Raw genomic sequence first — 21,537 nt, 5'->3', positions numbered from 1 at the left:
GCCTGTCGGGTCGATGCGGGGCTATCCGTCCTTGGGTCAAAGATTTCCATGAACCGAACGCGGCGCTGAAGCGACCAACGCTCAGGCAGAGAACTATTGGCTGAACGACCATGAAGACGGCATCGACATTCCTCCAGATCCTCGCGCTCAGCGCCTGTTTCGCGGCGCAGGCTCATGGCACGTTCACGATGCCCGGCGTTAGGCAAGCGCTGCGGACAATGGCTGGCTCCAGCGGCCAATGCGTATTGCCAATCAGCGCTTCAGTCGAAATCGCCAACGGTCTCTGGAGCTAAGCCGCTAGCCCGCCGGCCTGCGTCAGCAAAAACGCCTCGCCGCAGGCTTTCGCCAGATTGCGCACCCGCAAGATATAGCTCTGCCGCTCGGTGACCGAGATCACGCCACGCGCGTCGAGCAGGTTGAAGACGTGGCTGGCCTTGATGCACTGGTCGTAGGCGGGAAACACCATCCGGTGGTTCCCCTCCCCCTTGAGGGGAGGGCGGCCAGACAAAGTCTGGCCGGGAGGGGTCGCTCGGACAGTGCTCGACGTCTTACTTGCGGTGCCTTCTGAGGCAACCCCCTCTGCCCTCGCGGGCATCTCCCCCTCGAGGGGGGAGAAAGGCGCGCCGGCATCGAGCAGCGCCTTGCACTCGGCTTCGGCGTCCTCGAAATGCCGGAGCAGCATCGCCGTATTGGCGAATTCGAAATTGTGGCGCGAATATTCCTGCTCGGCCTGCAGGAAGACGTCGCCATAGGTCACCTTGTCGGCGCCCTCGCGGCCGTTGAAGTTGAGGTCGTAGACATTGTCGAGGCCTTGCACATACATGGCCAGCCGCTCCAGTCCGTAGGTGAGCTCGCCCGCCACCGGCGCGCATTCGATGCCGCAGACCTGCTGGAAATAGGTGAACTGCGAGACCTCCATGCCGTCGCACCAGCACTCCCAGCCCAGCCCCCAGGCGCCGAGCGTCGGGCTTTCCCAGTCGTCCTCGACGAAGCGGATGTCATGCAGAAGCGGATCGACGCCGATGGCCGCCAGCGAGCCGAGATAAAGTTCCTGCAGATTAGGCGGGTTCGGCTTCAGGATCACCTGATATTGGTAGTAGTGCTGCAGCCGGTTCGGGTTCTCGCCGTAGCGCCCGTCCTTGGGCCGGCGCGAAGGCTGCACATAAGCCGCGTTCCAGCGCTTTGGCCCGAGCGCGCGCAGTGTCGTCGCCGGGTGGAACGTGCCGGCGCCGACTTCCATGTCATAGGGTTGGAGAACGACGCAGCCATAGTCCGCCCAGTAGTTATGCAAGGTCAGGATCAGCCCCTGGAACGAGCGGCTGGGATGCATATCGGCTGGGATATCAACGGTCACGGCGGCCTCGACGGAGCGGCGGGATGCGGCACCTGTTGGATGAGGCCGCATGATCTTGTGCGAAAAGTCTGCAACTTTTTGCTGCGCTGACCTTCGGTTCGGGATCAGGCTCTAGAGCGCCGCCCGCCAAGCGTCAAGGCGAAGGGTCAGCCCTTTGGCGCGGGCGCCGGTTCGGGCTTGACCTTCGGGGTTTCCTGCGCCGTGTTGGATTCGATCGGCGGCAGACCCTTCAGCAGTTTCTGCTGCAAGGCGGCGAGCGCGTCGGGGTCCGGCTTCAGGTCGCGGGCCTGATTCCACTGGAAGGTCGCTTCCAGCCTGCGGCCGACACGCCAATAGGCATCGCCGAGGTGATCGTTCAGCACCGGATCTTCCGGCTTCAGCGACACGGCACGCTCCATTTCGCGCACAGCGTCTTCAAACCTGCCCAGGCGGAAATAGGCCCAGCCCAGCGAATCGACGATGTAGCCGTCACTCGGCCTGAGGTCGACGGCCTTCTGGATCATCTGAAGGCCTTCCTCGAGGTTGATGTTCATGTCCACCCAGGAATAGCCGAGATAGTTCAGAACCTGCGGCTGGTCCGGGAACAATTCCAGCGCCTTGCGGAAATTCGGCTCGGCCTTGGGCCACTCCTTCAGCCGCTCATAGGCGATGCCGCGCTGGTAGAAAATGTTCCAGTCGGCGCGGGTCGGGGCCTTCAGCACGGCCACCGCCTTGTCATAGAGACCGGCCGCGGAGCGGAAATCCTCCTTCGAGGCATAGACGCCACCGAGCGCCTGATAGGCGCGCATATCGTCGGGATGCGCTTCGACGAGGGCCTTGAGATGGGCGATGGCCTCGTCATAGCGGTCGAGATCGGCAAGGTTGAGGCCGAGCTGCAGTTCCGAAAGCGGCTTCAGCGGCGAACTGGCCGGGATGCGGCGATAGAAGGCGATGGCGCCCTCGCCGTCCTTCAACTGCTCGGAAACGGCGGCGAGCTGGACAAGGGCCGCGTCGCTGTCGGGCCGCAGTGCCAGGGCATATTGCAGATAGAGGCGGACGAACGGCTCACCGCCGCCGCGATTGAGCGCGGTGGCGAGATCGAGCAGAATTTCCGAGGCGCCGTCGGACGGGCCGGCAACGAAGGGTTCGACCTCCTCGCCCTTGGAGATCCTGTCGCGAAGCGCTGATATCTCGACCTTGCCGGGTGCAAATGCCTCGGCCTGATCGAGCACGGACAGCGCTTTGTCCTTGTCGCCCTTGCGGGCAAGGAAGGCGGCATAGGCCTGCGCATTGCGCATCCAGGTTTCGGGCGCGGCGCTACCGGTCGCGGTGTCCTGCAATGTGGCGGCGTAGATCGCGTCCGCCTTTTCGGGCCGGCCCGACGCACCGGCAATCAGCGCGCGATGGAAGGATTTGAAGAGACCGAACCAGTCCGGACCCTGCAGCTTGTCGATGGAGGCCATGGCCTCGCTGGGGTCGCCGGCGCCCTGCTTGGCCCAGCCGGTCATAATACCGGAGATCAGCCGGTCGAGATCGGATTCGAGCGAAAGCTTGAGCCAGTATTCGGCCTTGGAAAAGTCCTTCTTGTGAAAGGAACCGACGGCCAGCGCCAGGCGCGAGAACCGCTCGACGTCGGGAACCGTCTTGAGCTTGTCGGCATAGACCAGGGATTCTTCGAAGCGCCCTTGCGCGATCAGCGACAGCATCAGGCTTTGCTGCAACGAGGTATCACCGGGAGCGAAGGCGAGTGCCTGCTTGTAGTAGGCGATGGCGCTGTCGAGATCATTGTCGCCTTCGGCGACCCGCGCGGCAAGATAGGCCCCCGAGAACGATGTGATATTGACTGGCTCAGTGGTCTCTTTGGCATGGGCAGGCAGACCGGAGATCGCCATGCCCGTCACAATTGCCAGCCCTGTCAGCCAGCGCGCACATCCTTGCCGCATCGTATCCCTTTCAGTCAAAGCCATGCCCGCGTCAGCGGGATCGCCGTACACTCGATCTTTTCCAGGCAAAGCATGGCCTTTTTGGGGTCACGCTTCAACCCGGCCCGAATTCACAATCGGGTCATGCGATTAAAAACCACGCCAGGAGCGCCCAACTGCGACCGTCAACCGCGCTTTGCCGGCCTGACGCGCTGCCGGCTTGTCCTGCTGCAGGACCGGCACCCCGATGCCGTAAGCGATCCGTAAGCGGCGGGCGTCGAAAGTTTCCGCAGCGGAATGATGCGTGGAACCGTGCAGAAGGATGCCGCTACATGGGGACTTTCGGTGCCCTGCCCTACTTCCTCACCGTGCTGCTGCAGAACGTGCATGGCTTCACCGCCTTGCAGGCCGGTCTTGCGTCCCTTGTACCATCAGTCGCCATCGCGGCCGGCACGCAATTCGGCGAACGTCTGGCAACGCGTTTTTCGACACGCGCCACGTTGGTCGGCGGCATGGTCTTCGGCGCGACCGGGACCGCCCTGATGGTATCAGGTGCAGACGCCGACAGCAGCTATCTGTCCTTCGTACCCGGCTTGATCATCTCGGGCGTCGGGCAAGGCATCGTCTGGACTGCCCTGTGGATCGCCGCCGCTTCGGGTGTTTCCCATGACGAGCAAGGTGTCGCGTCGGGGATGGCCTCCACCATGCTCAATGTCGGCAATGCGATCGGCATGGCGGTGTTGATCGCGATTGCCCACCGCCATGTCGGCGGATTGACGGGCGATGCCTTGAAGGTCGCTGTCGCCGATGGCATCCAGGTCGCCTTCTGGCTCGCTGCGGCAGGCATCGTTTTCAGCCTGCTCGCTGCAATGGTTCTTCCGGGGAAACCAAGATGACGGGCAGGTGCCGTGCCGGCCAAATGTCGGCGATGTCTTTCAGTTCACCCGGCTGATGCAGAAATCGATGACGTCGAGCAGCGCCGATTTCTGCGGCGTCGCTTCGAGCGGCGCCAACGCGTCGCGGGCGATCTCGCCGAAATGGCCGGCGCGCCCGATGGTGTCGGCGATCGCGCCGTGGCGGGTCATCAACCCGAGCGCCTTTTCCAGCGCGGCGTCGTCGGTGACATTGTCCTCGATGGCGCGCTTCCAGAAGGTGCGCTCGGCCTTGGTGCCGCGCCGGTAGGCCAGGATCACTGGCAGCGTCACCTTGCCTTCGCGGAAGTCGTCGCCGACATTCTTGCCCAGATCCTTGCTGGTACCGCCATAATCCAGCGCATCGTCGATCAGCTGGAAGGCAAGCCCGAGGTTCATGCCATAGGAGCGCAACGCCGCGCGATCGTTTCGCGTCGCCTGGGCGATGACCGGACCGACCTCGGCGGCGGCGGAGAACAGGGCCGCGGTCTTGGCCTTGATCACCGCGAAATGCTCATCCTCGGTGGTCTCGAGGTTTTTGGCGGCGGCGAGCTGCATCACCTCGCCCTCGGCAATGATCGAGGCGGCGCTGGACAGGATGTCGAGCGCTTCCAGCGAACCGACATCGACCATCATGCGGAAAGCCTGGCCAAGCAGGAAATCGCCGACCAGCACGCTCGCCTGATTGCCCCAGATCATGCGGGCGGTCTTCTTGCCGCGCCGCATGCCGCTCTCGTCGACGACATCGTCGTGGAGCAGCGTGGCCGTATGCATGAACTCGACTGATGTGGCGAGCTTGACATGGCCCTCGCCGGAATAGCCGAACATCTGGGCTGAGGCGAGCGTCAGCATCGGCCTCAGCCGCTTGCCACCCGAAGAAATCAGGTGGTTGGCAATCTCCGGGATCATCTCGACGTCGGAACCGGCCTTCGACAGGATCAATTTGTTGACGCGCCCCATATCCGTCGCCGTCAGATCGATAAGATCCTTGATGGATGCGGCTTCCCGCTTCCCGTTTTCGATGTTGAGAACGACACCCACGACAAACTCCCGTCTTAAGTCACGCGCACGACGGCACCCCGATACCGCTGCAGACTCTAGGGCGGTACCTACAGGCACGGCAAGAGGCGATTTGGCGCGGTCGAGGTGGCGACGGGAGGCACCCACGTTTACATAGACGCTGCAACCTGCGAGTTTCGTCCGATGATAGAGCTTATCCGCACCAATGATGCCGTGATCATCTCCTTTGTCGAATCGCTGATGCGCGATGCCGGCATTGGCTGCTTCGTCGCCGACCAGAACATGAGCGTGCTCGACGGTTCGATCGGCATCCTGCCCAGGCGCATTATGGTCGACGCCGACCAAGCCGATGCGGCGCGGCGCATCCTGACCGATGCCGGCATCGCCAACGAGATGCGCCAGAAATAATGTCCGCGGCGCGCGCCACCCTTGTCCAGGATACGCCGGCCCATACAGTCGATGCTTTCCATCGCGGGCGGTTCTGGCTGGTGCAGCCGAAACAGGCCGGCCATCGCGCCGGCATGGACGCCATGATGCTGGCCGCTGCCGTGCCGTCCTCCTTCACCGGGCGCCTTGCCGATTTCGGCGCGGGTGCTGGCGCCGCAGGCCTGGCCGTGCTCTCGCGCTGTCCTGATGCCGAGGCCGTGCTCATCGAACGGTCTCCTGAGATGGCTGCCTTCGCCGCAACGACGCTTGCCCATCCCGGCAATGCGCATCTCAACGACCGCGCCTCGGTGCTCGCGGCCGACGTCGCGCTGTCGGGCCAAGCGCGAACATCCGCTGGCATTGCCGACAACTCCTTCGATTTCGTCATCATGAACCCGCCCTTCAACGCCGCCGAGGATCGCGCCACGCCGGACCCGCTCAGAAGGGCGGCACATGTCACGGAGCATGGGCTGTTCGACAGCTGGATCCGAAGTGCGGCTGCTGTGGTCAGGCCGCGCGGCGGTCTTGCCGTGATTGCTAGGCCCGATCAGCTCGGCGCCATCCTCGATGCGATATCAGGCCGCTTCGGCGACGCCGAGATGCTGGCCGTCCACCCTCGCCCCGAGGCAGCGGCGATCCGCATCGTCGTCAGGGCAGTACTCGGCGCCCGCGGAAAACTGTCGATCCGCCCGCCGCTGATGCTGCATGCACAATCGGGCGATGGCCCAACGGAGCGGACCGAGATGATCAACAACGGGCTGGCTTCGCTGTTCGGCGACTGAGCCTTTTTCTACCGGCCGGCGGCGCGGCATTGCCGTTGGCCGGCGAATCCCTACATGCTTTCAAGCCAATTTGACCGGAGACCCCGTGAAACGCTTCCTCAACCGCCTGCTGCCGAAATCCTGGCGCTCCGACATCGTCGTCATTCCCGTCATCCGGCTGCACGGCACGATCATGCCCGGCGGCGGCCAGTTCCGGCCGAGCCTGTCGCTCGCGTCCACCGCCGGTCCTATCGAGAAGGCGTTTTCCTTCGATGCGCCCGTGGTCGCCATTTCGATCAATTCGCCAGGCGGCTCGCCGGTGCAGTCGCGGCTGATCTTCAGACGCATCCGCGACCTGGCGACCGAGAAGAACAAAAAGGTTCTGGTCTTCGTCGAGGACGTGGCGGCTTCGGGCGGCTACATGATCGCGATCGCCGGCGACGAGATCTTTGCCGATCCGTCCTCCATCGTCGGTTCGATCGGCGTGGTGTCGGCCTCGTTCGGCTTTCCCGAGCTGTTGAAGAAGATCGGCGTCGAGCGCCGCGTCCATACTGCCGGCCAGAACAAGGCGGTGCTCGATCCGTTTAAGCCCGAGAAGAAGGAAGATATCGAGCGGCTGAAGGCGCTGCAGCTCGATGTCCACGAGACCTTCATCGACCTCGTCAAGGACCGGCGCGGGCCCAAGCTCAAGGACGACCCGGACCTGTTCACCGGCCTGTTCTGGACCGGTAAGAAGGGGCTGGAACTCGGCCTTGTCGATGCGCTCGGCGATATGCGCAGCGTGCTGAAGACCCGCTTCGGGCCAAAAACCCAGCTCAAACTGATCACGGCGCCGCGCGGCCTGTTCGGCCGGTTCGGCTGGTTCGGCTCAAGCAGAGGGGGCTTTTCGGCGCCCGAGATCGTCGCGGCTGCCGCAAGCGGTGTGATCGATGCGGCGGAAGAGCGCGCACTGTGGGCGCGCTTCGGGCTTTGAAAAACCGGCGAAAGCGTTTAACTTGAAAGCTTGACCGGCCCGACCGGCCGTCGCAGCCGGTCTTGCGAGGGAGGAGTTTGACATGCCACAGATCATTTTCTTCATCGCAGTCGGCCTGCTCGCCTATTTTGGCTATCGCTCCTTCGTCAGCGAAGCCGAGCGCGTGACGGCCAAGATACGGCGCACCGAAAAGCAGGCGACCAACGGCACAATGGGCACACTGGTCAAGGACCCGAAGACCGGCGAATACCGTCTGGCCAAGGACTGACATCATCCCTCTCGTGACTGACACCGTGGATTCCGGCATCAACGTCCGGGCATTGCATGCGCATGCCAAGATAAATCTCGCGCTGCACGTCACCGGCAGGCGCGCCGACGGCTATCACATGATCGAGAGCCTGGCGGTGTTCACGCGTTTCGGCGACAGGGTCGAGATCGAGCTTGCGAACAGCGACGGGTTTTCCGTGTCGGGCCGATACGCCTCCGCGGTCCCGCTCGACGACAGCAACCTGGTCGCGAAAGCACGCGACGCGTTGCGAAAGCAGGCTGGTCAGCGGCACACACCGCCGGTTGCCATCAGGCTCGAAAAGAACCTGCCGGTCGCGTCCGGCGTCGGCGGCGGGTCGAGCGACGCCGCAACGGTGCTGCGCGGGTTGGCTGAGACATGGAGACTGGACCTCGACGACGCCGAACTGGCGCGGATCGGCCTCTCGCTGGGCGCCGACGTTCCCATGTGCCTTACGGCAAAGCCGCTGGTCGCGCGCGGCGTGGGCGACGAATTGTCGGCCGTGCCCGGCTTTCCCGCACTCGGGCTGGTTCTCGTCAATCCCGGCATCGCCGTCTCCACGGCCGAGGTGTTCAATGCGCTTTCTGATCGCGACAATGGGGGGCTGCCGCCGCTGCCGCGCACGCTCGACTTCCACGGCATCCGCAACTGGCTGGAGATCACCCGCAACGATCTCGAGCCCGCGGCGCGCGCGATCCAACCCGCTATCGACAAGGCGCTTTCGGTGCTCAACAAGGCCGGAGCGGGGTTCTCGCGGATGTCGGGTTCCGGTGCGACCTGCTTCGGGCTTTTCGAGACCGGCAATGTCGCCAAGCGCGCGGCCGTCGATATCCGCAGCCGCCATCCCGACTGGTTCGTCGCCGCAACGCGTAGCATGCCATCGGAGGCTGACACGCATGGCCTGGATTGACGAGAGCCGTTCCTTTATTCCCGTGCGCATCGCGGTGCTGACCGTTTCCGATACGCGCAGCCTCGCCGACGACAAATCCGGCCAGACGCTGGCCGACCGCATCGTGGAGGCCGGGCATTTACTCGCCGCCCGCGACATCGTCACCGACGACCGCGAGAAAATCCGAGACAAGGTTCTGGGCTGGTCGAGGGACGAAGCGATCGATGTCGTCATCACCACCGGCGGCACCGGCTTTACCGGCCGCGACGTGACGCCGGAGGCGCTGGAGCCGGTCTTCGAAAAGCGCATGGACGGCTTTTCCGAAGTGTTCCACCGCATTTCCTACGACAAGATCGGCACTTCGACGATCCAGAGCCGGGTGACCGGCGGCGTCGTCAACGCGACCTTCGTTTTCGTGCTGCCCGGCTCGCCCGGTGCCTGCAAGGACGCCTGGGACGGCATTCTGAAGCCGCAGCTCGACTACCGGCACATGCCCTGCAACTTCGTCGAGATCATGCCGCGCCTGGACGAACATCTGCGGCGCGGCGGCACCAAGACAAGTTAGGCCAGATTCCCAAGAGGCTGTTCGGGAAAATCAGCGCCAAAAATCAGCGAATAACCGGCTCGCCGTGGAACCGCCGGCGCGAGGGCGGCGAAACGCCGAAGCCAACTTCCATCATCAGCCGCGGCTTGCGCGTAGGCACTGTGCCCATGTGGAAGCCGAAGGGATCCTCGACAAAGCCCAAACCTGCCTCGCCGGTCAGCGTAATCGGGCTCTGCGCGCCGTAGACGTTCAGAACCTCTTCCGCGGGATGGCCTACGAGGAGCGTCAACTGGTGCTTGAGGGCGCGGCGGTTGTGGCTGCCGCGGACATAGACATGCGGGCCGGTCTCGGCATCGACCGGATTGAGATAGAAGAAGAATTTCAGCATCCGCCAATCGTCGAGATCGAAGTGGTATTTGCCAAGCGACGCCAGGTTCTTCTCGGCGTCGGAGACGGAGCTCGTCGGAAAGCTCCACCAGACGCGCGTGGTGATCAGCTTCGCCTGGCTGCCGAGGTAATGGGCGGCGATGTCGAGAAGCAGCGGATCGCGCTGCACGGTAAGCGCAGCGCTACAGTCGAGGATTCGCTCGAAAAAGTGGCCGCTGAGCAAGGGACGGCCGAAGTGCTTCTCAGCCTCTGCGTGCTTGGCCGGCAGGAACTCCAGCCGACGATCGAAATTGCCGAAGCAAGGCGTGCGCCGCGCAAAGCTGGCGATCTCCTGGTGGACCGACGACGGCAGGGCAAGCCCGGAAAAGAGGCCATCCGAGCGGAGCGCGCCGACCACCGCATCACGATCGACGCCGGTGAACATCGTGTCCTCAGCTTGTTGTGCCGGTCGAACCGGTTTTGCGCCACGCCAATGCAACCGCCGCCCCGGCATGGTGCGCGCCAGCATGAACATCGGCAGCCATGCCGGATTCTCGCGAAGATCGGACAGATAGGTCGGAATCCGCACGGCAATGCGGCGCAGCAGGCTGCCGTTTCGGGCGATCGATTCGAGGCTTGCAGCACCGGATTGGTCAGGACTTGAAAGGGTCATCAGCATCCTCAGCTATAAGGGCCGCGTCGACGAAGCGTCGGCCGATCACCGCTCAGGCGTTACCCAAACCCATCCGCCCCGCATCAAAGGGTGGTAACCTCCGGTCAGATTTTGTGCAATGCACAATGAAAGGAGCTGTCGCAAACTTTCTGGCAAGCTTGACAGAGCATTAAGGCTCGTTGATTTCGCGGCAGCGAGTGTTTCGAGCGGGTGGAACGAAGAGGCCGTGCGCGGCGGAGAAGATCGCGACGAAGCGATCAAACCCCGTCGAGAATGATGATCGTCGGCCGGTCGGGCAGGGTCTTCAGTGAAACGGTCAGCGACCGGCCGGAGAGGAATTCCACCGCGAAATCGTCGCCCATCCTGCCTGTGAATTCGCTGATCGGGGTCGAATGGCGATGCATCGGCAGGATCATCGAGGAATAGAGCCGCGCGGTGATTTCAGTCATCCGGTCGAGCGACAGCGTCATGCCGCCGTCGATAGGCACCATAAGGATGTCGAGCCGGCCGATGGCGCCGTAATGCGCGTCCTCGAGCCGGTGGTGCAGATGGCCGAGATGGCCGATACAGAGTCCCGCTACTTCGAAGATGAAGATGGAATTGCCGTCCTTGCCGAGATCGCCGCCATTGCGGATATCCGTCGGCACGTTGCGGATGTAGACATCGTCCACGACAAGCGCGTGGCGCGCCGGACCGCCGTCCGGATTCCAGCCGCGCAGCACATATTCGATGCCGGGATCCGGATGATCCGAATAATGGGTGCGGTGGGCCTTGTTCATGGTCACCACGCGCGGCAGCGGGTCAGCGCCGTAGACGCCGGAAAAGTCGGTGGCGACCCTGACGCCGGCAGGTGTCTCGATGATGTAGGTCGAATGGCCGGCATAAGTGATCGTAACGTCGCCGTCGGCGAAAGCCTCGGCCAGCAGAGGCGTCTGCGCCTTTGGCGCTGTGAAGCTGGCATAGGTGGCCGACGGCAGCCCTTGGGCGATCGCAACGCATCTCGACGGCGGCGGCTGTTCCTGGGCCGACGCGGTGAATGGCCAGAAAGCCAGGGTCAGCAGAACGGCGGCAGATAGGCGGAGCATGACTGCCTCCCGTGGCAGGATCGGCGCGCTCATGCCACGATAGCGTTAGCAATCGTGATGGCTATCGTCGTGACAGTCACGTTTTCGCGAGCGCCAGAGGGGTTGGTAGTCTGGACCTTTTGTCCCGACTTGCGCGGCAAATCGCGCGGAATGGGACGCGCCATGGCCGGCCTCCCGACTGACATCGCCAGTGATCAGGGCGTCGGACGGAAGACGCCGTTCTCGTCGCGCTTGAGCGGCGCCTTTTTCCGGGAAAGCGGCGCACCAGGCGCTTCGATGACCGAAACGCCCTCCGTCCAGTCGGCGGGTGCAATAGCGACGTAACGCGCATATCCGCCTGACCCGCCAAGCGGCTTGGCAAAGCCGATTGTGACCAACGCCCCGGCCTCTGGCACCTTGTCGAGGTTTGCAACGCCTTCTGCCTGCGTGAAATCGTTGTGAAGCAGCCAATGTTCGCCTTCGAGATTGGGCGTGGTGTCGGTGTCGAGCGGCTCATGACCATGAAACAGAATCTTCCGCTCCAGATGCAGGAACTTCAGTGCATCCAAACTGACGCCTGGAAACGGCTTCTGGTTGAAGCGGGCGGCATCGGACCATTTCTTGTACCAGTCCGAACGCACGAACACGACCGAACCCTCCGGTATCCGGCCGTGCTCTTTTTCCCACTCTTCGATGTCGGCGACCTGGAGGTGATAGCCTTCGTCAGTCTGCACCTTGCCGCTGATGTCGATCACGACGAGCGGTCGCACGGCATAAGTGGCCGGCAGGTCGCTGATCGTTGCACCGAGTGGGTTCCAGTGGGAGGGTGGATCAAGCTGCGTGCCATATTGGTCCGTCGACAACTCGTAGGCGCTCGCGACGAAGCCATGCTTGTCGTAGGTGAACTCTTCGCCGGCCTTGACGTAGCCCTCGATATCCTTCCCGGCGACAGCCGGTTTGAACTTGGCATTGGCGAAGCCCGGCCATACGGGCTGCACCGGCTCGAAGGCATGGGTCAGATCGATGTACTTGGCCGATTTGAGCGTGTTCTCATAAACCGACCAAAGCGACGACTCCTGCGCCACCGCGATCGTCGGTACTGACCAAGCGGCTCCGAGTAAGGCGATACGAACGAATTGAGATACATTCATCTGCAATCTCCCCGAAATGTCGCGGAGTATCGCGAGTTTCCCGCAGGACGACAAGCATATGCATTCCCCATATGCATTCCTTCCAGGAGTGTCGCGCCAATACGGCCCCGCCAGACCGTTTCCCGCCAACGACTTTGCGCGCCGCCTAATCCAGACAAGCTACCGGTCTGATAAAAAGACGATCTGGAATCCCTTCGGCGAAATACGCGCCCTTTCCGCGCCCGCTTACCGCGAGAGAGGACCCTCACTTCACCGGCGCCACCCAGATCTCGGCGTCGAGCCTCTTGGTCGCGAGGCCGCGGGCGATGGCCTCGGCGCTGCGGGCGTTTTTCGCTAAGGCCGCGGCCTGACGCTTGCTGATCACCAGCCCTTCGCACAGTGCCCGGTTTCCCGAAAACACCCGCGACAGGAGCGGCACGCGACTGCCGCGCGCCCGCGAGAACCGCGCCGGCATGGTTTGCCGAGCCGTGTGGGCAACGACCTCGTCGATCCAGCCCTCCGCCAATCGCGCGCCCGGCTCCAGCAGCAGCAGCCAGTCGCCCTTGGCCTGCCTGATGCCGGCAGCAATGCCGCCGCTCGCCACATAAAGGCAGCCGGCATGTTCGGCAACGCGGTGCGTCTGGTCCGTCGAGCCGGTGTCGCAGACGATGACATCGCGCACCACGCCCTCGACCGCGCCGCCGATCAGCGAGGCGAGCGTGCGGGCAAGTCTCTCTTCGTCATTCAGGGTCTGGATGAGAACGCTGAGCATCGTTAGCCGAATAGCGGAAAGCCGGGCGCAGCGCCAGTTTTTGCGACGCATCATAAGAATGTTCTTGATTTGTTCCCTAGGATAGAATAGGATTATTTTCATGAGCAGAGCGATTCGACAGCCAGCCGACAGTCCCTGGGAGAGGGCGAAAATGGAACAGATCGTGCGTGCCGACATTGCCGCCTTCGGGGCTGGAAGAGCCGAGATGGCCAATGCAATGATCGAGCAGAGTGGCGTCCGTGTCCGCCCGGAGCGCAATCGCGGCCGGTCCGCCGGCATCAATCCGTCCGGCCGGTTCGAACCGGTCAGCCGGCATGTGTTCGACGATGGCTGGAATTCGCTGGAGGAGCTGCCGCCGTTCAAGACCGAGGTGCAGGTCGAAAAGCCGCGCACCATCATTACCCGCAACGAATCGCCCGACATTTCCTTCGACCGCTCGATCAATCCCTATCGCGGCTGCGAGCATGGCTGCGTCTATTGCTTCGCCCGGCCGACGCACAGTTTCATGGGCCTGTCGCCGGGGCTGGATTTCGAATCGAAGCTGTTCGCCAAGCCGGATGCGGCGCGGCTGCTCGACAAGGAACTGTCGAAGGACGGCTACCAGCCGCGCACCATTGCCATCGGCACCAACACCGATCCCTACCAGCCGATCGAGAAGCAGTACCGGATCATGCGCGAGATCCTCGAAGTGCTGGAGGCGCGCGGCCATCCGGTCGGCATCGTCACCAAATCCGCGCTGGTGACGCGCGACATCGACATTCTGTCGCGCATGGCCGAACGCGGGCTGGCCAAGGTGGCGCTATCGGTGACGACGCTCGACCGCATGCTGGCCAGAACGATGGAGCCGCGCGCGTCGACGCCGACCAAGCGGCTGGAGGCGATCAGGCAGCTTTCGGCTGCCGGCATTCCAGCCTCGGTCATGGTCGCTCCGATCATCCCCGGCCTGACCGATCAGGAGATGGAACGCATCCTCGATTCGGCACGTGCGGCAGGAGCGCGCGAGGCCGGCTATGTCGTGCTGCGCCTGCCGCTGGAGGTGGCGCCGATCTTCAAGGATTGGCTGCTGCGCCATTATCCGGACCGCTACCGTCATGTCATGTCGCTGATCCGCTCAATGCGCGACGGCAAGGATTACGATTCGGATTGGGGCAAGCGCATGAAAGGCGCCGGCCCCTATGCCTGGCAGATCGGCCGGCGCTTCGAGATCGCCGCCAAACGGCTTGGCCTCAACGCAGAACGGCGGTCGCTCAGGACCGACCAGTTCGTCGTCGCCGCGAAGGCAACCGAGCAACTGATGTTGCTATGAAGACATCATGTGCCGCCGTCGCCGGCGGCACATGAAAAAATCCCGTCCGGCCTGTCCTGTCCCCGGGCTTGCAGACGGTGCCCTCCGGGTCCGGTGCCTCACCCGACCCGGAGGGGCTTGCGGAGAATCGGAGCCGATGCGAACCTCGCCGCAACATGGCTCGCGCGCGTTCTGATTCTCCGCTTCTCTTCGAAATCGTTGAGAGACCCGATTTCTCCTTCGAGACGAAGGCGATGGCTGAAGGCCTGTGGCCGGTGGCGGGAATGGACGAGGCCGGCCGCGGCCCGCTCGCCGGGCCGGTTGTGGCGGCAGCGGTGGTGCTCGATCCCGCCAACATTCCCGACGGGCTCGACGATTCCAAGCGCCTCAGCCATCTGCAGCGCGAGGCGCTGTTCCTGAAAATCCTCGGCTCCGCTCTTGGCGTGTCGATGGCTTCGGTCAGCGCGGAAGGCATCGATGGCAGCAATATTCTCAAGGCCAGCCTGGAGGCGATGCGTCGCGCTCTGGTCGGGCTCTCGGTGCAGCCAAAGCTGGCCCTGGCCGACGGGCGCGACGTGCCACCCGGACTGCCATGCGAAGGCAGAGCGCTGATCAAGGGCGACCAGCGCTCGCAGTCGATCGCCGCCGCCTCGATCGTCGCCAAGGTGATGCGCGACCGGATGATGTGCGGCTGCGGCAGCCATCACGCGCATTACGGGTTCGAACTCCATATGGGGTACGCCACGGTCCGCCACCGCACCGCGATCGAGATGCATGGACCGGTGGCGCGGCTGCACCGCGCGTCCTTCGCACCGTTCCGGCTTGGTGGAACCGAGGTGCTCGATGAAGAGAGCCTTTCGGGCCTGGATTGAGGGCGAGCGCCAATCTTCCCCCTCGAGGGGGAGATGTCGCCGAAGGCGACAGAGGGGGTCGCCTCGGCTGGCGCGACGCCATGTGGGACAAAAGGGAAGGTTGGCGCTTCACGCGCGGCTACCCCCTCTGGCCTGCCGGCCATCTCCCCTTCAAGGGGGGAGATTACGCGCTCAGCCGCTTTCGCCAATGCGCAAAAAAGCCCCCAGGTTTCCCAGGCGGCTTTCGATGAATTTCTCGATAAAATCGCTTAATTCAGCTTGGACTTCACGTCCTGAAGCGAGGCCTTGAACAGGTCGGCGCCGGCCTTTGCGTCGATCTTGCCGGCGAGCAGCGTGCGTGCGGCTTCGACGGCAATATCGACGGCGCTGGCGCGCACCTCGCTGATCGCCTCGCGCTCGGCCTGACCGATCTTCTGCTCGGCAAGCGCGGTGCGCCGGGCAACATAGTCTTCGGTCTTCTTATGCGCCTCGGCAGCCAGCATGTCGGCCTCGCGCTTGGCGGCGGCGACGATGTCGGTGGCCTCCTGCTCGGCTTCCTTGCGCTTGCGCTGGTATTGGCCGAGCAATTGCTGGGCCTCCTCGCGCAGCCGGCGCGCGTCTTCAAGCTCGTTGCTGATCTTGTCGGCGCGGGCGTCGAGCGCCTTGGCGATCAGCTTAGGCACCTTGATGTAGACGGCAATGGCCAGGAAAATGACGAGGGCAACGGTGGCCCAAAGTGTCGCGAGTGATGTGGCGTCCATGATGCGTTCCTCACCGGGCCACTGATTTGACGGCTGCCGCGATCTCGGCCTTGCTGGCCTTGCCGCCGACAAGCGCCTCGACGATGGCCGAAGCGGTGTCCTCGGCGATCGTGCCGACTTCCTTCATGGCATTGGCCTTGATGGATGAAATGCGAGCCTCGGCGTCGCCAAGCTTCTGGTCAAGAGCAGCCTCGATCTTCTTGCGGGCGGCCTCGGCCTCCGCCTTGGCGGCATCGTTGGCCTGCTGGCCGATCGCATTGGCCTTGGTCTTGGCCTCCGCCAGTTCCTGCTCATAGGCGGCAACGGCGGCATCGGCCTCGCCCTTCAGCCTGGCGGCATGGTCGAGGTCCTGCGTGATGCGGTCGTTGCGGACATCGATGATGCCGCCGACACGCGGCATCACCACTTTCTTCAGGAACAGGTAGAACAGCCCGAAGGTGATCGCCAGCCACAGAAGCTGCGACGGAAATGTCGCCGGATCGAATGGCGGGAACACGCCGTGCGCCTCGGCAGGCACGCCGGTGCCGGAATGCGTATCGCCTTCCGTGCCGGTATGGCCGCCTTCGACGGCGGGGGCGGACTCTTGCGCAAAGGCAGATGTCACGAACATGGACTATCCCCTGATATCAGGCCCGCCGCCGATTGCGGCCGGCCGTCCAATTCCCAAAGTTAGCTGGGGCTCAGCCGAACAGGGCCAGAAGCGCGATGAGAAGGGAGAAGATGCCCAGCGCTTCAGTCACGGCGAAGCCGAAGATCAGACGGCCGAACTGGCCATCCGCGGCCGACGGGTTGCGCAATGCGCCCGCCAGATAGCTGCCGAAGATGTTGCCGAGGCCAATACCGGCGCCACCCATGCCGAGGCATGCGATGCCGGCGCCGATGAACTTTGCTGCTTCTGCTTCCATGTGTTCAACTCCTTTGGAACTAAAATTCCGTTGCGATTTCTATCCCGGCAGCAGGGCCGGAGACTCTTGGGTCAACCTGGGTCAGTGCCCGGGATGCAAGGCGTCGTTCAGATACATGCAGGTCAGCACGGCAAAGACGTAGGCCTGCAGGAAGGCTACCAGCAATTCCAGCGCCGTCAGCGCCACGGCCATTGCCAGCGGCAGGACCGATCCGGCAATGCCAAGCGTGCCAAGCGCGCTCAAGCTCACCACGAAGCCCGAAAACACCTTCAGCGTGATGTGGCCGGCCAGCATGTTGGCGAACAGACGAACCGAGAGGCTGACCGGGCGCGAAACGAAGGAAATCACCTCGATCAGCACCACCAGCGGCAGCAGGTAAATCGGCACGCCATGCGGCACGAACAGTTTCAGAAAACCAAGACCATGCTTCATGAAACCGTAGACGACGACGGTTCCGATCACCAGCGCGGCAAGGCCGAAGGTGACGATGATGTGGCTGGTGACGGTGAAGAAATATGGGAAAAGACCGAGCAGATTGGCAACGAGCACGAACATGAACAGCGAAAACACCAAGGGGAAGAACTTCATGCCTTGGGTTCCGGCTGCGTCCCTCAGCATGTTCCCAACGAATTCGTAGGCCATTTCCGAGACCGACTGAAGACGGGTGGGGACGAGGCTGCGGCTCGAGGTGCTGAGATAGAGGAACGCCGATGCGACGACCACGGTCGCGACCATGAAGAGCGCCGAATTGGTGAAGGACAGGTCGTAGCCGCCGATCTCAATCGGAATCAGCTTGTTGATATGGAACTGGTGGATCGGATCGACCTTGTCAGCAGCCACTTTAAATCCCCATCAAAGCCGCACGCGGCTTTAGTGTCCTGTCACTGCGCCGGCAAGCGGCGCCTCAAGTTCATTCTTTCGGATCGCGGGTTTTGTTGCCCTGTCCGAATTCCGCCATAAGCCCTGCGGAACGCAGGACGTTGAGCACGCCGGCGCCAAAACCCAGCAGCAAAAAAACGATCAGACCCCATGGCGATGTCCCCGCCACACGGTCGATGATCCAGCCGAGACCAGCACCAACCACTATCCCGGCGATGAACTCGCTGGATAGCTTGAGCGCCTGGCCATATCCGGCCGCACTGCCCGCTTTCGCGTCGTCTTTCCCCTCGAGCCGGCCCGGCCGCCTTGTCGCAAGCGATGCTTCAAGATCGCGCCGGCGGCGCTCAAGATCGTCGTCGCGGATGTCGTCTTGACGCTGTTTGCCGCGGCCGGTTTCTCCGGTTCCGTCTGGCCCATTCTTGTCGGCCATCGCAACCCCCTTGCCCGGTCAGATCGTCGCCGTCCGTCCGCTCTTAAGTCGCCGGCAACATAGTTAGAGGGTCCGCGCCCGTCAAGCCACGGGCGGGACTTCAGCCTTAAGTATTTTCCCTATTTGAATCAGTTGCTTGCCAGGGTGCGACATCGTGCCCGCTACTGCCGCTGGCGTGCCGCGACCGAATCCCTCCGGCGACGGGTCTTCGATCGACCGCGGCCGGGCCTTGCCGGAGCGCTCAGCTCCAGCCGCCGCCATAGGTGCGGTAGAAGATGTGCAGGCCGATCTTGGTCATTTTTTTCATCGTCCGCGCCCAACCCGGGTTGACGTAGTTGGCGTAGTAATGGGTCGACGATCCCACTTCCGGGATGAAGATCTTGCCGGCAGTGACCGCCATGGCGATATCCTGTGCCGTCTTGTAGTGGGCCGGGCTCTGGATGCGTTTCTTCCTGCCGTCGCAAGCGAAGGAAAACTGGCAACGGTTGAACCACTTGTCGTTCTGATAGACGACGCCGCAGATCGAGTTCGGATAGGCCGGATTGCGAACGCGATTGAGGATGACCTGGGCGACGGCGGCCTGGCCGCGCAGGGACTCACCGCGCGCCTCGAAATAGATGCCGTTGGCGAGGCAAGTCTGTTCCGGCTTGGAGAAGACGCTCGCCGGCAGCGGAGTTTGCATCCACGAATGATCGCCCTTGGCAACCGGCGGAATGAAACGGCCATCGTTCGGCTTCTCGTCCTGAAGCAAGGCCTCGAAGGGCGAAGCCTGCGCATAGTCGGGCGCGGCCGCTGCGTAGGCGGTCGCCAGGACGTCGGGACGGTCGTTGTTGACCAGCGCGGCCAGCATGGCCGGCACGCCAGGATCCGGCTTCTTGTCGACTCGCCTATGAAACGCGGCGGCAATCTGGATCTCCTTGCCTTTGATCTCGGGCTTGGCGAAAGCCATTTTCAGCCCGCTGTCCATGCTCGGGCGAAGCAGCGAGGAGGTGCGCTCGAAAATCGAGCCGGCGTTGAAGTTCTTCGGCGGTGCGACCGGCGAGACGATGATGATGCGGCCCTTCTTGTCGGCGCGCATGATGCGGTCCTCGTCGGGCGTCGTGCTGGCCACGCTGCCCTTGCCGCGAAATGACACCGCGCCGATGCCGGGCAACCGGACGCCGGAACCCGAGATCGAGCCGGTGGTGTCGGAATCGAGGAAAGGCATTTCGGCGGCATGGACCGAGCCGGCGACGGATTTCTCGACGTAGGCGTTCCAGCGGGCGTTCGGCGCCTTGAGGCCCGAAACCAGGCTCGTCATGTCCTGGTAGGCAATGACATTGGGAAAGCCGACCCAAATGCCAAGTCCAATGACCAGGGGAGACAGAAAGGAACGTCTTTTCTCACCGGCGAAAGCGACAAGCCGCTTCAAAACACGTCGATGCACGGAACTCTCCCGAAACGCAACGGACCCCACTGGAGAGGCACGATGATGCATTAACCTTGATGGGGCGTTAACGGAGCTCGACAGCGCCAATCATTTCAAAGGCTTTGTTGGAAACGGCTCCAACGGTCCAATGGCCGCTCCGCAGAGCGCTGTTCAGAGATGGAGGAATTCTCTATGCCATGAACATGCTTAACGGCCCGTCATCGGCGAGCGGTCTCTTGCTTCAATGAGGTTTTTCGGTGGCGTGCTGGTCCGGTCAGGGGATAATTCCCCGAGGGCCCCGGCGCAGCTGGATCTGGCGGGTACCGCAGCATTTCTTGAACTTCATGCCTGAACCGCAAGGACATTGATCATTGCCGCCGCGTTGCAGCCGGCCGACCAGGGGCAGCAGCGCTGCGGAAGGCAGGAGCGATGCCGCAAGGGCAGCCAACTTGGCCGAGATTCCCGGCACGACGAGGCGACGTCCGGATTTGAACCCTCGCCACGCCCGTTCGGCCACATACTCCGGATCCACTTTGGGCAAGATGTTGAAGAGCACCGTCTGATTGGCGCCTGACCTTGCGAGAAACTCCGTCGACACCGGGCCTGGTGCCACGCATGTGACCGTCACACCGGTTCGGCGCAATTCCTGGTGAAGCGCCTCTGAGAAGACGCGCACGAAACCTTTGCTAGCGAAGTACAGAGCCATGTAAGGCCCGGGAAGGAACCCGGCCACGGAACTGAGATTGAGCACCCCGCCCCGTCGGCGCGCCACCATTCCCGGCAGAAAATGGAGGGTCAGTTCTGTGAGGGAATGTATGTTGAGATCGATGATGCCGAGTTGACCATCAATAGGCAGCGCTGTCGCGGCGCCCCGCAGGCCATAGCCGGCGCTGTTGACCAGGACATCACAGACCAGGCCGTGTGCGGACAGAAAGCCCTCCAGGCGCGTTGGCGCATCGCCTGCCACGAGATCCAACTCGAGCGTGAATGCCTCGCCACCCGCCTCCCGAACCTCAGACGCCGCGGCGGCCAAACCCTCGGGCGAGCGGGCAACCAGCACAACCGCGCCGTGCTCCCGTGCAGCGACGCTCGCAATTGCCCGGCCAATTCCACCCGAGCCGCCAATCACCACGACGGCTGGCCGGAATTCACGGTGCGAAATCACGTCGCGTTCCTCTGTCTTGCAGGAGCGGAAACACTTTGGCCGAGCAGCACCACTTCATTGGCGACAGTGCCGTTCAGAATCTTTTCGAATCTCTCCAGTGCTCGTGCGACGTTCGCTCCATCCATTACCCGGTGATCGTAGTGGATGCGGACATTCACCGATCCGTCTTTGCCGATCGGACCGTAGTTTAGAAGCGTGGTCAGTGGTGTCAGCGGGTTGAGTGATTCAGCACCGAGACCAGAATAGACGGACAGTTGGAAGGTACCGAAGTAATTTGCCCTTTGCCGGGCGATGTTCAACGCTAGCCACATAAGCAGCCACCTGACTGGCGCGGGCGCACCTGCCATCCGCAAGGCACGCCGGAATTCAGGGACCTCCAGGATCGGCCGCGATCGAGCCGCGTGGATGGATCCCTCAAGTTCCGTGATAGAGTAGCGCTCCGGGCACTTGATGCGGCTCAGCAGAACGGCCGGCTCGCCGTCATATTCGCGCTCGTGGGCAATCGAGGCTACGCTTGCCGGATACTCGTAAAGCTGCGGCCAGGGCAACTTGACATAGGCGCGCCGCAGCTCCGGCATCTCTAGGGCGAGAAGCGCATATCCTTTCAGGAAGATCGCGGTCCACGAGGGCCTGGTCTGCTGCGTCATTCTAGCCCTTACGAGCGGGCCGAGGTTCATTTGACGCTGCACCGCGACCCGTGGCACGCCGATCGAAAACCTCATCAGATCGCCAACAAGGCGCCGGGGCGCCGAAAGCTTGATGGCTCGGCCTCGCATCAAACGA

At 63.0% G+C, this 21,537-nt stretch carries 24 protein-coding genes; 9 read left to right on the top strand and 15 right to left on the bottom strand.

What is annotated here, in order from left to right; all coding sequences use genetic code 11:
• Positions 1–289: 289 nt before the first annotated feature.
• On the bottom strand, positions 290–1,330 hold the full coding sequence (locus NKH36_RS29455; protein ID WP_502912142.1) for a glycine--tRNA ligase subunit alpha: 1,041 nt from the start codon (positions 1,328–1,330) through the stop codon (positions 290–292).
• 170 nt (positions 1,331–1,500) lie between these two features.
• Positions 1,501–3,276, bottom strand: coding sequence for a tetratricopeptide repeat protein (locus NKH36_RS29450; RefSeq protein ID WP_352963260.1), 1,776 nt, complete (start codon positions 3,274–3,276; stop codon positions 1,501–1,503).
• 311 nt (positions 3,277–3,587) lie between these two features.
• Between NKH36_RS29450 and NKH36_RS29445 the strand changes: the two genes are divergently transcribed.
• A complete protein-coding gene (locus tag NKH36_RS29445) occupies positions 3,588–4,151 on the top strand; it encodes an MFS transporter (protein WP_352963197.1) in 564 nt (187 codons plus the stop codon).
• Between the two features lie 39 nt (positions 4,152–4,190).
• Here the strand turns inward: NKH36_RS29445 and NKH36_RS29440 are convergent, their stop codons facing one another.
• Positions 4,191–5,207 carry a polyprenyl synthetase family protein gene (locus NKH36_RS29440; RefSeq protein WP_352963198.1) on the bottom strand — a complete coding sequence of 339 codons (1,017 nt, stop codon included), beginning with the start codon at positions 5,205–5,207 and terminating at the stop codon, positions 4,191–4,193.
• A gap of 162 nt (positions 5,208–5,369) precedes the next feature.
• On the opposite strand from NKH36_RS29440, the gene NKH36_RS29435 reads away from it, so the two are divergent.
• The 6 genes from NKH36_RS29435 to moaB all read left to right on the top strand — a co-directional run bounded on the left by NKH36_RS29435 (position 5,370) and on the right by moaB (position 9,086).
• Positions 5,370–5,594 carry a putative signal transducing protein gene (locus tag NKH36_RS29435; RefSeq protein WP_027152315.1) on the top strand — a complete coding sequence of 75 codons (225 nt, stop codon included), beginning with the start codon at positions 5,370–5,372 and terminating at the stop codon, positions 5,592–5,594.
• A complete protein-coding gene (locus NKH36_RS29430) occupies positions 5,594–6,394 on the top strand; it encodes a tRNA1(Val) (adenine(37)-N6)-methyltransferase (RefSeq protein ID WP_352963199.1) in 801 nt (266 codons plus the stop codon). The genes NKH36_RS29435 and NKH36_RS29430 overlap by 1 nt, the downstream gene beginning before the upstream one ends.
• 85 nt (positions 6,395–6,479) lie before the next feature.
• Entirely contained in the window at positions 6,480–7,346 is an 867-nt protein-coding gene (locus NKH36_RS29425; protein WP_352963201.1) for a S49 family peptidase, read from the top strand.
• An 82-nt stretch (positions 7,347–7,428) separates the two neighbouring features.
• Positions 7,429–7,614 carry a hypothetical protein gene (locus NKH36_RS29420; protein ID WP_352963204.1) on the top strand — a complete coding sequence of 62 codons (186 nt, stop codon included), beginning with the start codon at positions 7,429–7,431 and terminating at the stop codon, positions 7,612–7,614.
• Between the two features lie 13 nt (positions 7,615–7,627).
• Positions 7,628–8,542, top strand: coding sequence for a 4-(cytidine 5'-diphospho)-2-C-methyl-D-erythritol kinase (locus NKH36_RS29415; RefSeq protein ID WP_502912136.1), 915 nt, complete (start codon positions 7,628–7,630; stop codon positions 8,540–8,542).
• Positions 8,529–9,086 carry a molybdenum cofactor biosynthesis protein B gene (gene moaB, locus NKH36_RS29410; RefSeq protein WP_352963206.1) on the top strand — a complete coding sequence of 186 codons (558 nt, stop codon included), beginning with the start codon at positions 8,529–8,531 and terminating at the stop codon, positions 9,084–9,086. Before NKH36_RS29415 ends, moaB begins: the two co-directional genes overlap by 14 nt.
• Before the next feature lie 43 nt (positions 9,087–9,129).
• Here the strand turns inward: moaB and NKH36_RS29405 are convergent, their stop codons facing one another.
• The 4 genes from NKH36_RS29405 to NKH36_RS29390 form a co-directional block, all read right to left on the bottom strand.
• Positions 9,130–10,104, bottom strand: a complete 975-nt coding sequence (locus tag NKH36_RS29405; protein ID WP_352963208.1) for a phytanoyl-CoA dioxygenase family protein — start codon at positions 10,102–10,104, stop codon at positions 9,130–9,132.
• Positions 10,105–10,361: 257 nt separating this feature from the next.
• Positions 10,362–11,189, bottom strand: a complete 828-nt coding sequence (locus tag NKH36_RS29400) for an MBL fold metallo-hydrolase (RefSeq protein ID WP_352963209.1) — start codon at positions 11,187–11,189, stop codon at positions 10,362–10,364.
• Positions 11,190–11,383: 194 nt separating this feature from the next.
• Complete coding sequence (locus tag NKH36_RS29395) at positions 11,384–12,319, bottom strand: cyclase family protein (RefSeq protein ID WP_352963212.1); 936 nt, start codon at positions 12,317–12,319, stop codon at positions 11,384–11,386.
• A 244-nt stretch (positions 12,320–12,563) separates the two neighbouring features.
• Positions 12,564–13,070, bottom strand: a complete 507-nt coding sequence (locus NKH36_RS29390; protein WP_352963264.1) for a glycosyltransferase — start codon at positions 13,068–13,070, stop codon at positions 12,564–12,566.
• Positions 13,071–13,221: 151 nt separating this feature from the next.
• Here NKH36_RS29390 and NKH36_RS29385 point away from each other — a divergent pair, with 151 nt between their 5' ends.
• Positions 13,222–14,376: a PA0069 family radical SAM protein gene (locus NKH36_RS29385; RefSeq protein WP_352963215.1), complete on the top strand. Its 1,155-nt coding sequence runs from the start codon at positions 13,222–13,224 to the stop codon at positions 14,374–14,376.
• Positions 14,377–14,531: 155 nt separating this feature from the next.
• Complete coding sequence (rnhB, locus tag NKH36_RS29380) at positions 14,532–15,227, top strand: ribonuclease HII (protein ID WP_029355520.1); 696 nt, start codon at positions 14,532–14,534, stop codon at positions 15,225–15,227.
• 248 nt (positions 15,228–15,475) lie between these two features.
• On the opposite strand, the gene NKH36_RS29375 is transcribed toward rnhB, so the two are convergent.
• From NKH36_RS29375 to NKH36_RS29340, 8 genes are all read right to left on the bottom strand, one after another.
• Positions 15,476–15,967, bottom strand: coding sequence for a F0F1 ATP synthase subunit B (locus NKH36_RS29375; RefSeq protein WP_352963217.1), 492 nt, complete (start codon positions 15,965–15,967; stop codon positions 15,476–15,478).
• Positions 15,968–15,977: 10 nt separating this feature from the next.
• Positions 15,978–16,577, bottom strand: a complete 600-nt coding sequence (locus tag NKH36_RS29370) for a F0F1 ATP synthase subunit B (RefSeq protein WP_352963219.1) — start codon at positions 16,575–16,577, stop codon at positions 15,978–15,980.
• Positions 16,578–16,647: 70 nt separating this feature from the next.
• Positions 16,648–16,872, bottom strand: a complete 225-nt coding sequence (locus tag NKH36_RS29365; RefSeq protein WP_023799397.1) for a F0F1 ATP synthase subunit C — start codon at positions 16,870–16,872, stop codon at positions 16,648–16,650.
• Between the two features lie 81 nt (positions 16,873–16,953).
• Positions 16,954–17,712: a F0F1 ATP synthase subunit A gene (locus NKH36_RS29360; protein ID WP_292508637.1), complete on the bottom strand. Its 759-nt coding sequence runs from the start codon at positions 17,710–17,712 to the stop codon at positions 16,954–16,956.
• Positions 17,713–17,782: 70 nt separating this feature from the next.
• Complete coding sequence (locus NKH36_RS29355; protein ID WP_352963221.1) at positions 17,783–18,181, bottom strand: AtpZ/AtpI family protein; 399 nt, start codon at positions 18,179–18,181, stop codon at positions 17,783–17,785.
• A 241-nt stretch (positions 18,182–18,422) separates the two neighbouring features.
• Positions 18,423–19,607, bottom strand: coding sequence for a cell wall hydrolase (locus tag NKH36_RS29350; protein WP_352963223.1), 1,185 nt, complete (start codon positions 19,605–19,607; stop codon positions 18,423–18,425).
• A 256-nt stretch (positions 19,608–19,863) separates the two neighbouring features.
• Positions 19,864–20,751 carry an SDR family NAD(P)-dependent oxidoreductase gene (locus NKH36_RS29345; RefSeq protein ID WP_502912141.1) on the bottom strand — a complete coding sequence of 296 codons (888 nt, stop codon included), beginning with the start codon at positions 20,749–20,751 and terminating at the stop codon, positions 19,864–19,866.
• A complete protein-coding gene (locus NKH36_RS29340; RefSeq protein WP_352963227.1) occupies positions 20,751–21,530 on the bottom strand; it encodes a hypothetical protein in 780 nt (259 codons plus the stop codon). Before NKH36_RS29340 ends, NKH36_RS29345 begins: the two co-directional genes overlap by 1 nt.
• Between the last annotated feature and the right edge of the window lie 7 nt (positions 21,531–21,537).

This window comes from Mesorhizobium sp. M1312 (genome assembly GCF_040318115.1).
GTDB lineage: Bacteria > Pseudomonadota > Alphaproteobacteria > Rhizobiales > Rhizobiaceae > Mesorhizobium.
Note: the sequence above shows the minus strand (reverse complement) of the source record. Positions and strands in the feature narration are given on the sequence as shown.